This is a genomic window from Streptomyces sp. SID5785, assembly GCF_009870065.1.
GTDB lineage: Bacteria > Actinomycetota > Actinomycetes > Streptomycetales > Streptomycetaceae > Streptomyces.
Genome location: NZ_WWIA01000298.1, coordinates 1 through 9,641, shown reverse-complemented (window position 1 = coordinate 9,641; position 9,641 = coordinate 1). Strand labels below are relative to the sequence as shown.

11 protein-coding genes are annotated in these 9,641 nt (G+C 73.1%); 7 read left to right on the top strand and 4 right to left on the bottom strand.

Translation table 11 applies throughout. From position 1 onward, the window contains the following. Together GTW43_RS38610 and GTW43_RS09215 are read right to left on the bottom strand one after the other, a co-directional pair. Positions 1-88, bottom strand: an 88-nt coding sequence (locus GTW43_RS38610) for a DUF6629 family protein (protein WP_343245947.1), incomplete at its 3' end; no start/stop codon positions are given. A gap of 39 nt (positions 89-127) precedes the next feature. After that, entirely contained in the window at positions 128-526 is a 399-nt protein-coding gene (locus GTW43_RS09215) for a Ser-Thr-rich GPI-anchored membrane family protein (protein ID WP_161301135.1), read from the bottom strand. Positions 527-852: 326 nt separating this feature from the next. Between GTW43_RS09215 and GTW43_RS09210 the strand changes: the two genes are divergently transcribed. Then, positions 853-1,416, top strand: a complete 564-nt coding sequence (locus GTW43_RS09210; RefSeq protein ID WP_161301134.1) for a DUF5709 domain-containing protein — start codon at positions 853-855, stop codon at positions 1,414-1,416. A gap of 60 nt (positions 1,417-1,476) precedes the next feature. Here GTW43_RS09210 and GTW43_RS09205 read toward each other — a convergent pair whose 3' ends face one another. Together GTW43_RS09205 and GTW43_RS09200 are read right to left on the bottom strand one after the other, a co-directional pair. Further along, on the bottom strand, positions 1,477-1,647 hold the full coding sequence (locus tag GTW43_RS09205) for a hypothetical protein (RefSeq protein WP_161301133.1): 171 nt from the start codon (positions 1,645-1,647) through the stop codon (positions 1,477-1,479). Between the two features lie 74 nt (positions 1,648-1,721). Further along, complete coding sequence (locus tag GTW43_RS09200; protein WP_161301132.1) at positions 1,722-2,300, bottom strand: DinB family protein; 579 nt, start codon at positions 2,298-2,300, stop codon at positions 1,722-1,724. 193 nt (positions 2,301-2,493) lie between these two features. On the opposite strand from GTW43_RS09200, the gene glsA reads away from it, so the two are divergent. The 6 genes from glsA to GTW43_RS09170 form a co-directional block, all read left to right on the top strand. After that, entirely contained in the window at positions 2,494-4,287 is a 1,794-nt protein-coding gene (gene glsA, locus GTW43_RS09195) for a glutaminase A (protein WP_343245946.1), read from the top strand. A gap of 34 nt (positions 4,288-4,321) precedes the next feature. After that, positions 4,322-5,548, top strand: coding sequence for a 4-hydroxybenzoate 3-monooxygenase (locus GTW43_RS09190; protein ID WP_343245945.1), 1,227 nt, complete (start codon positions 4,322-4,324; stop codon positions 5,546-5,548). 257 nt (positions 5,549-5,805) lie between these two features. Continuing rightward, on the top strand, positions 5,806-7,419 hold the full coding sequence (locus GTW43_RS09185; protein WP_161301129.1) for an ABC transporter substrate-binding protein: 1,614 nt from the start codon (positions 5,806-5,808) through the stop codon (positions 7,417-7,419). Further along, complete coding sequence (locus GTW43_RS09180) at positions 7,419-8,393, top strand: ABC transporter permease (protein WP_161301128.1); 975 nt, start codon at positions 7,419-7,421, stop codon at positions 8,391-8,393. Before GTW43_RS09185 ends, GTW43_RS09180 begins: the two co-directional genes overlap by 1 nt. Further along, positions 8,390-9,298 (top strand): ABC transporter permease, encoded by a 909-nt coding sequence (locus GTW43_RS09175; protein WP_161301127.1) that lies wholly within the window; start codon positions 8,390-8,392, stop codon positions 9,296-9,298. The genes GTW43_RS09180 and GTW43_RS09175 overlap by 4 nt, the downstream gene beginning before the upstream one ends. Next, positions 9,295-9,641: ATP-binding cassette domain-containing protein (locus GTW43_RS09170; protein WP_161301126.1), on the top strand; the 347-nt coding region annotated here is incomplete at its 3' end. The genes GTW43_RS09175 and GTW43_RS09170, both read left to right, overlap by 4 nt.

Genomic DNA, 9,641 nt, shown 5'->3' with positions numbered 1-9,641 from the left:
GCACCCGTGCGGCCCGCGCCACGCACACCACTCCCACCGCCGTGATCGCACCGCCCGCCACCAGGTCGGCCGTCGCACTCCAGCACATGCGGGCCACGGTACGGTCCCCGGGCCCGGGCGGCACCCGTCAGCGGGCGCCGGACGCACCCGGTCCGCGCACGGCCCGCGGTGGCGGCCCCACGGCGAACGTGCCGCTGTACCCGCGCAGCGAGCCGTCCTGGTTCGACAGCTCGATCGCGTAGCCGTCGCCGTCCGGGACGGGCGGCAGCACCGTCGCCGTCTCGCCGGCCGTGGCGCCGGACAGCTTCGAGGAGAGCCGCACGACGCGGTCGGTCTCGCCCCGGACGAGCCACATGTCCAGCTCCTGGCCCGTCTCGTTGCGCCAGCGGACGAACAGGGTGCCGCCCGCCGGGTGCACCGACGCGGCGGCCGGGGCGGTCACGGACACACCCGGGTCGGAGGCCGGTGCGGGGGCCAGGGCGAGCAGGGGAAGGACGGCGAGGGACAGGAATCCGGCGCGGCGCATGCGACGACCTCGTTCCGGGGGAGGGGTTCGGACGGACAGGAGACGGACGAACGGGTGGGACGGACGGGACGGACAGACGGGCAAGGCCCGCACAGAGAGCCCTCCCACCCCGGCAAGATCGTGAAAGGGGCTGCCGGCAACCCCACCCCATGGGGTACCGGACGCTGCGCGAAGCGGCGGGCCCGGCAGGACAGAGCGGCCGCACGGGGGCATCCTCGCGCCCGCGCCCGCGCGGGTCCGCCCCCGGACGAGGTGCCGCCGCGGCCGAGCGGGCGCACGCTGGATACGTGAGGGGGCCCGGGAGCGGCGAGACGAGGTGACCCCGGATGACGGAGCGCAGCGACGACGCCTCCATGGGCGACGAGGTGTACCAGCCGGGGGACCCGGACGCCCGTGAGGACCAGGGCATCCTCGACGCCGAGGACACGCTCTACGACCGCGGCGTCGACCCGTACGACGAGGGTTACTCGCCCCCCGAGCGCCCGCTGGCCGTCGAGCACACGGGCGTCACCGCGGCCGAGCGGCGGGCGGGCGAGACCCTGGACGAGCGCCTCTCCGAGGAGCAGCCCGACACGGTGCTCGACGAGCTGGAGGCCCTCGAGAGTGACGACGGCGGCGACGAGGACGGCGGCGACCTGCGGGACGGCGACGGTGAGCCGCTCGACGACGAGGTGGGCACCTGGCGGGCCGGGCGGCTCGCCCCCACGGGCCGTGCCGGGGAGCCGGACGCGGTCGTGGGCGCCGAGCCGGTCGACGAGGTCGCGCACCACGCCGCGGAGGAGGACATGCTGGCCGAGGACGTGGGCCTGGACGGCGGCGCCGCGTCGGCGGAGGAGGCGGCGATGTTCGTCGTGGAGGAGAGCGGCGGGGACGGCGTCGGCGTCGGGTGACGGGCCCGCGGGCCGCGGGAACCGGGCGAGCCGCGTCGGTGCTCCGGGCCGCCCCGGGCCTCAGTGCCCCATCGCGGTGGCCGTGAGCATCAGCGCGACGGCGGCGAACGCGGTGACCAGGGCGACGACCGGGGGACCGGGCGTCACGTCGTCGGTCACCAGACGCCGCGCGATCAGTCCGATGCAGAGCACGCTGACCGTGCCGAGCACCATCGATATGTAGATCAGCACGGGCCGGTCCTCTCGTGTGGCTGCCCCGGGCCCATGGTCGCGTGCGCCGCCCCCGCCCGCACGCCGAGCCGGGCTCAGTCCCCGGCCTGCTCCGCGCCGCGGGCGAGTTCCTCCAGGCGGGCGTGGTAGGCGGCCCGCTCAGTGGGGTCGCTCGTCGCGAGACTGTCGTTGTCCCGGAGCCAGCCCACCGCGCCGTCGAGCTGCTCGCGCAGGATGTCGGCGTGGCCCGCGTGACGCTGGGTGTCGGCGAGCACGCGCACGAGGACGTGGTGGAGCGTGACCCGGGCACGCTCCGGCGGCCACCAGGGCACCGTGCCGACGGTGTCGAGGGGGAGTTCGTCGATCGCGGCGTCGGTGTGGGTCCAGGCCCGGCGGTAGCGCTCCACGATCAGGGCGCGGGACTCCTCGGCCGTCGCGAACATGTCCTCCTCCGGGTCGGGCAGCGGCTCCCCGTGCTTCCGGCCGAACGTGTCGCACAGGTACCCGAGCTCGACGGCGGTCAGGTGCTTGACCATGCCGAGCAGGTTGGTGCCGGTCGGCGTCAGCGGGCGGCGCGCGTCGTACGCCGACAGTCCGTCGAGCTTCCACAGGAGGGCGTCCCGGGCGTCCTGCAGATACCGTCGGAGGTCGGCCTTCTGTTCGATTTCACTCATGGGGGAAGTCTGCCGCCCGCGGCCACCGGTGATCAAGCCGCCGCGGAACGGAACGGAGCACCAGCACACGCGCCGCGGCCCCGGATGGGCTTCGATGGAGAGCGTGCGAAACGAGCAGAGCGGGCGATCCGAGCAGGGCGGGCGATCCGAGCAGAGCGGGCCACACGGGCAGAGCGGGCCACACGGGCAGAGTGTGCGACCCGGGCAGCAGGACGGGCCCGGCGATCCGCTGACCGCGCTCCTGGACCAGGTGCGGCTCCAGTTGCGCGACCTCGACGACGGGGAGCCCGCCTCGTACATCCCCGAGCTGAGCCGGGTCGACCCCGGCCTGTTCGGGCTGAGCCTGTGCGCCCTGGACGGACAGGTCTACGGCAGCGGCGACACCGCCACGCTGTTCACCGTCCAGTCGGTGTCGAAGCCGTTCGTGTTCGCCCTGGCCCTGGCCGACCACGGGGTGGAGAAGGTGCTGGCCCGGGTCGGCGCCGAGCCCAGCGGAGAGGCGTTCAACTCGATCCGGCTCGAGCCCGGCACCGGACGGCCGCCCAATCCGATGGTCAACGCCGGGGCCATCGTGACCAGTTCGCTGGTGGCGGGCGCCACCCACGAGCAGCGATCGGCCCGCATCCTGGAGGGGCTGAGCGCCTTCGCGGGCCGGCCGCTCGGCGTCGACGAGGCGGTCTTCACCTCCGAGCGCGCCACGGGCGACCGCAACCGCGCCCTCGCCTACCTCATGCACAACGCGGGCTCCCTGACCGGCGACGTCGAGGAGCAGCTCGGCGTCTACTTCCGCCAGTGCTCCGTGCTCGTGACCTGCGAGGATCTGGCCGTCATGCACGCGACGCTCGCCGGTGGCGGCGTCAACCCGGTCACCGGCGACCGGGTCGTCGCCCCGCGTCACGCCCAGCACGTCCTCGCCGTGATGGCGACCTGCGGCATGTACGACGCCTCGGGCCGCTGGATGCTCCAGGTCGGGATGCCCGCCAAGAGCGGGGTCTCCGGGGCGATCGGCGTCGCGCTGCCCGGTCAGTTCGGCATCGGGGTGTTCAGCCCGCCGCTGGAGGAGAAGGGCAACAGCGTGCGCGGGATCGCCGCCTGCCATCTCCTGTCCGACCAGTTCGGGCTGCACCTGATGCGGGCCAGCGTCCCCGAGCGGCGGCCGATGCCGCCGCGCTCGCTGAACCCCGCGCCGCTGCGCTCGCTGCGCCACCGGCCCCGCGTCCAGCGCGAGGCCCTCGACGCCCGGCCCGACCGGATCCGGGTGCACGTCCTCCAGGGCGACCTGGACTTCGCGACGGCCGAGCAGACGCTGCGGGCCGCACGCGAACTCCCCTCCGGGGTCTCGTGGTTCGTGCTCGACCTGACCCGGGTCGGCCGCGTCGAACCCGTCGCCGCCGACCTGCTGCGCTCGCTCGGCGAGCACCTGCGCGCGCACGGCACCCGCATGCTGCTCGCCGACCCGGACGAGCGCCAGGCCATGGCCCGCCCCGCCGACGAGTTCCCCGACCTCGGCCGCGCCCTGGAGACCTGCGAGGACCGCCTGCTCACCGAGCTGGGGCTCGATCCGGACGCGCCGGTGCCGCTCGCCGACTGCGATCTGTTCGGCCGCGCCGACGCCCGGGTGCGGGACGCCCTGGCCGAGGCCTTCGACACCCTGCACCTGACGCAGGGCGAGACGGTCGAGCCGCCGGGGGCCCGGCTGAGCGCGCGCATCGTGCTCTGGTACGTCGAGTCCGGGCGGCTCGCGGTGTGCGCCGATCCGGTCTCCGTCGCACGCACCTGGTCGGCGGGGCCCGGCGCCGCGCTCACCCCCGCGGACTTCCCCGCCCGGCTGACCCGTCAGGTCCTCGCCGAACGCGACACGGTGTGCCGCACCCTGACCGGCGAGGGCCTGCTCAGGCTGCGTTCGCTCGTCCCGGAGGCCGTCGCCGTCCTCGAACGCGCGCCGCTGGAGGGCGTCGAGACCGTCGACCGAGCGGACACCGTCTGACGCCCGTCCCCGCGGCGCCGCCATAATGACCTGCGTGACCGGACTCCAGGACCTCAACTCCCTTCCCGCCGAGGACACATCGGTGGTCGTGATCGGCGCGGGCCCGGCGGGGCTCACCGTCGGGAACATCCTGCGCGCCGCCGGAGTCGACTGTGTTGTCCTGGAGGTCGAGAGCCGTGCGGCCATCGAGCGGCGGCCCCGCGCTGGTGTCATCGAGGAGTGGGCCGTGCGCGGCCTCGACGAGCGTGGGCTCGCGACACCCGCGCTCCTGACGACGGAGCGCCACACGGCCTGCGAGTTCCGCTTCGAGGGGCAGCGCCACCTCTTCCCCTACCAGGAACTGACGGGCCGTCATCATTACATCTACCCGCAGCCGTTGCTCGTCACCGACCTCGTGCGCAGCTACGCCGACCTGCGCGGCGGCGACCTGCGCTGCGAGGTCGGCGACGTGCGCCTGCACGACCTCGGATCGGACCGTCCCGCCGTCTCCTACCGGTGCCCCGACACCGGTCGGCGCCGCGTGCTGCGCTGCGCGTACGTCGCCGGGTGCGACGGCGCGCGCGGGGTCAGCCGCGCCGCGCTGACCGCGACCGGCGCCCGCACGGCCCGGCACGACTACGGCATCGGCTGGCTGGCGCTGCTCGCCGAGGCGCCGCCGTCGGCGGACCGGGTGCTGTTCGGCGTCCACCCCGACGGGTTCGCGGGGCAGATGCCGCGCAGCCCGGAGGTGACCCGCTTCTACCTCCAGTGCCCGCCCGGCGACGACCCGGACGCCTGGTCCCACGAGCGCGTGTGGGCCGCGTTGCACCGGCGGCTCGCGGCGTCCGGCGCCGCCGCGCTGAACGAGGGGCGGCTCCTGGAGAAGCGGGTCCTCGACATGCACGACTACGTCGTCGAGCCCATGGCCGCGGGCCGGCTGCTGCTCGCCGGGGACGCCGCCCATCTCGTTGCCCCCATAGCGGCCAAGGGGATGAACCTCGCCCTGCACGACGCCTTCCTGCTCGGCGACGCGCTCGCCGGACGGTGCACGGGCGCCGACCCCAAGGGCACCGGACTCGCCGGGTACGCGTCGGCCGCGCTGCGCCGGGTGTGGGACTACCAGGAGTTCTCGCAGTGGCTGTCGGAGGTCTACCACGGGGTGGCGGGCGGCGATCCGTTCCGCGCGGGGACCTCGGCGGCGCGGCTGCGCCGGCTGTTCACCTCGCCCCGGGCCGCCGCGGCCTTCGCCGAGCAGTACCTCGGCACGGCCGAGCGCTACTGAGCCTCGCTGCCGAGCCTCACTGTCGAACCTCGCCCTCGAGCCCCAAGCGGTATACCAAAGACTCGGAACAGTAACGATCGCGCCAGTGGCGCTATATCGTCTCGGCCGCAATGACCCTATTTCTCCTGCACATTCAGGCGGTAAAGCCGCGGATCGTCGACGGTGTCCAACAGGCGGGACGGCGCTCCGGTATACCGTGACGCCCCAGCGCGACCCGGCCGGGCGCGCACCCCGTCCGTGTAAGGAGGTGTGGTCCCGTGCGTCGCCTACCCGCCGTGCTCGCGGCGGCCGCATTGCTGACGTTCGCCACTGGCTGCGGCTCACTCGCCCCGCCCGGTGAACAGAGCGCCGCCGCTCCCCGTCTCGTCGACGACCGGCCCGTCCGGGACGGCGGCACCGCCGTCATCGGTCTCAAGTCGGACCCCGACATGCTCGACCCGAGCCTGACCGGCACCCTGGTCGCCCGCACCGTCTTCACCTCGATGTGCGAGCAGCTCTACGACGTCGACCAGCACAACCGGTTCGTGCCCCAGCTCGCGTCCACGATGCCGAAGATCACCGACGGCGGCCGCACCTTCACCTTCGACGTGCGCAAGGACGCCCGCTTCAGCGACGGCGCCAAGCTCGACGCGAAGGCCGTGAAGACCTCGCTCGACCGGCACCTCCACCTCAAGGGCTCCGGCCGCGCCTCCGAGATCGACTCCGTCGACACGGTCGAGGCGATCGGCCCGTACACGGTGCGCCTGAAGCTCAAGCACGCGGACACCCCGCTGCTCGGCCGGCTCGCCAACACCGCGGGCCTCATCATGTCGCCCAAGGCCATCGCGACGTACGGCAAGGACTTCGCCACGCACCCGTCGTGCGTGGGCCCCTTCAAGTACGTCAAGCGCGTCATCGGCGACCGCATCGAGCTCCAGAAGGACCCGCTCTACTACGACGCGGACCAGGTCCACCTCGACGGCGTGGTCTACAAGACCATCACCGACGGCAACATCCGCCTGGCCAACCTCCGCTCGGGCGACGTCCAGATCGGCGACCAGATGGGCCCCGTCGAAGTGCGCAGCGCCCTCGGCGACAAGGACCTCCAGGTCCTCAACACCCCCTCGCTCGGCTACATGGCGATCACGATCAACGTCGGCAACGACAACGGCATCGACGGCAAGCCCGGCAAGGTCGACACCCCCTTCGCCCGGGACGTCCGGGTCCGTGAGGCGTTCGACCTCTCGCTCGACCGCGAGCTCATCAACAAGGTCGTCTTCCAGGGCATGTACGCACCCGCCTGCGGGCCCGTGCCGCCCGGCACCCCCCTGTCCACGCCCACGACCTGCCCCCAGCGGGACGTGGCGAAGGCGAAGAAGCTGCTCAAGGCGGCCGGCGTCAAGACGCCCGTACCGCTCGAGCTGATGATCAACACCACGCCGGAGGACGCCCGCTTCGGCCAGGTCGTCCAGGCCATGGCCAAGGAGGCCGGCTTCGACGTGAAGCTCCAGCCCACCGAGTTCGCCACCGGGCTCCAGCGCACCTACGCCGGTGACTTCCAGGCACGGACCGGCGGCTGGGGCGGCCAGCCCGACCCGGCGGGCAACATCGACAGCCTCGTCGGCACCAAGGGCAGCAACAACCAGGGCCAGCTCTCCGACCCCGAGATCGACCGCCTCATCGCCGCGGGCCGCTCCACGTCCGACACGGCCGAGCGCAAGAAGATCTACCGCGAGCTCACCACCGTCATCAACCGCAGGCACGCGGTGATCTACACCTACCGCAACATCAACTACGCGGTCGCCGCACAGGACATCAGCGGCATCGCCCTCTCCGGCGACGGCCTCATCCGCATGAAGAGCGCCGGCTACCTCAAGGGCGGTGACCAGTGATGACAGCCGTCCGCCGCTTCCTCACCTCCTACGGCGCCCGCCGCGTCGGACAGGCCCTGCTCACCCTCGTCCTGGTCTCGATCACGGTCTTCGCCGGCGTGCGCGCCATGCCCGGCGACACCGCCCAGGCCATGGCCGGCGAGCAGTCGTCGCCGGAGATGCTCGCCGCCATCCGCGAGGAGTACGGACTGAACGACAACATCGTCGTCCAGTACTGGAACTACCTCCGGCACGCCGTCACCGGCGACTTCGGCACCTCCGCACGCAGCGGCCTCCCCGTGCTCGACTCGATCCTCGACGCGCTGCCCATCACCCTCGAACTCGCCGCCCTCGCCCTGCTCCTGGCGGTCGTCCTCGGCATCGGCGCCGGCATCGTCGCCGCCGTGCGCCGCGGCAAGCCCGAGGAGTGGCTGGCCAACGCGATCGCCCTGCTCGGCATGTCCGTCCCGACGTTCTGGCTCGGCATGCTCCTGGTCCTCGCCTTCGCCATCGCGATGCCCGTCTTCGCCGCCTCCGGGTTCGTCCCCTTCGGCCAGGACCCGGTGGAGAACCTGCGCCGCCTCGTGCTCCCCGCGATCGTGCTCGGCTCCGGCCTCGCCGCCGTCGTGATGCGCCAGACCCGCGCCGCGATGCTCGACGCCATGTCCTCGGACTACGTGCGCACCGCCCGCGCCAAGGGCCTCTCCTCGCGCGCCGTCATCGGCTCGCACGCCCTGCGCAACTCGCTCGTCACCGTCATCACCGTGCTCGGTCTGCAACTCGGCCAGCTGATCTCGGGCGCCGTCGTCACCGAACAGGTCTTCGTCCTGCCCGGCTTCGGCAAGCTCACCATCGACGCCGTGTTCACCCGCGACTACGCCATGGTCCAGGGCGTCGTGCTCTTCACCTCCGCCGCCTACATCCTGATCAACCTGCTCGTCGACCTCCTCTACTCGGTCGTCGACCCCCGCATCCGGCTGGGAGGCTCCCGATGACGGCCCTCGACACCGCCGCCGCGCCCGCTGCGGCGGACGGCGCCCCCGCGCCCGAACGCACCCGCGGCCGCGCCGCCGACCTGTGGCGCCGGCTGCGCCGCAACCGGCTCGCCCTCACCGGCACCGTGCTCGCCGCACTGTTCGTCCTCGTCGCCCTCCTGTCGGGCGTCCTCACCCCCTACGACCCGGCGCAGCCCGACTTCGACAACGCGCTCGCCGCACCCGGCTGGTCGCACTGGCTCGGCACCGACGACCTCGGCCGCGACCAGCTCTCCCGGGTCCTGGTCGGCGTCACCGCGTCCATGCAGGTCGGCGTGCTCGCCGTCGTGCTGGCCTTCGTCGTCGCCGTACCGCTCGGCCTGCTCGCCGGCTACTTCGGCAAGTTCGCCGACACCGTCGTGTCCCGGCTGACCGACACGATGCTCGCGTTCCCCTTCCTGGTCCTGGCCGTCGGCCTCGCCGCCGTCCTCGGCCCGTCCCTCAAGAACGCCACGATCGCCATCGGCATCTCGCAGATCCCGGCGATCGTGCGCATCACCCGCGCCGAGACCCTGCGCCTCAAGCACCTCGACTACGTGGGCGCCGCCATCGCCAACGGCGCGGGCAACGGCACGATCCTCTTCCGCCACATCCTGCCGAACGCGACCTCCGCGCTCATCGTGCAGGCGACCGTCGGCATCCCGTCGGCGATCATCGGCGAGGCCGTGCTCAGCTTCCTCGGCCTCGGCGTGCAGCCCCCGTCCCCGTCGCTCGGCGTGATGCTGTCCAGCGCCCAGCCGTTCATCGCCGACGCCCCCTGGATGGCCGTCTTCCCCGGCCTCGTCATCGTCGTGGCCACCCTGGCGTTCAACCTCCTCGGCGACGGCGTCCGCGACATCCTCGACCCCCGTGGAGGCTCCCGGTGACCGCCACCCAGACCCCGGCCGGTCCGGTCCTCAGCGTCCGCGACCTGACCGTCGCCTTCCACGGCCCGGACTCCACCGTCCACGCCGTCGACGGCGTCTCCTACGACCTGTACCCCGGCGAGGTCCTCGCCGTCGTCGGCGAGTCCGGCTGCGGCAAGTCCGTCACGTCGATGGCCGTGATGGGCCTGCTGCCGCCCACCGCCCGCGTCGGCGGCTCCGTCACCCTCGACGGGCAGGAACTCGTCGGAGCGAGCGAACGCACCTGGCGCAGCCTGCGCGGCCGCCGGCTCTCCATGATCTTCCAGGAGCCGATGACCTCGCTGAACCCGGTGCTCACCATCGG

Excerpts from the sequence above, each read along its gene's own strand:
- GTW43_RS09215 (WP_161301135.1), bottom strand. The coding sequence starts at position 526 with ATGCGCCGCGCCGGATTCCTGTCCCTCGCCGTCCTTCCCCTGCTCGCC.
- GTW43_RS09210 (WP_161301134.1), top strand. The coding sequence starts at position 853 with ATGACGGAGCGCAGCGACGACGCCTCCATGGGCGACGAGGTGTACCAG.
- GTW43_RS09200 (WP_161301132.1), bottom strand. The coding sequence starts at position 2,300 with ATGAGTGAAATCGAACAGAAGGCCGACCTCCGACGGTATCTGCAGGAC.
- GTW43_RS09180 (WP_161301128.1), top strand. The coding sequence starts at position 7,419 with ATGACAGCCGTCCGCCGCTTCCTCACCTCCTACGGCGCCCGCCGCGTC.
- GTW43_RS09175 (WP_161301127.1), top strand. The coding sequence starts at position 8,390 with ATGACGGCCCTCGACACCGCCGCCGCGCCCGCTGCGGCGGACGGCGCC.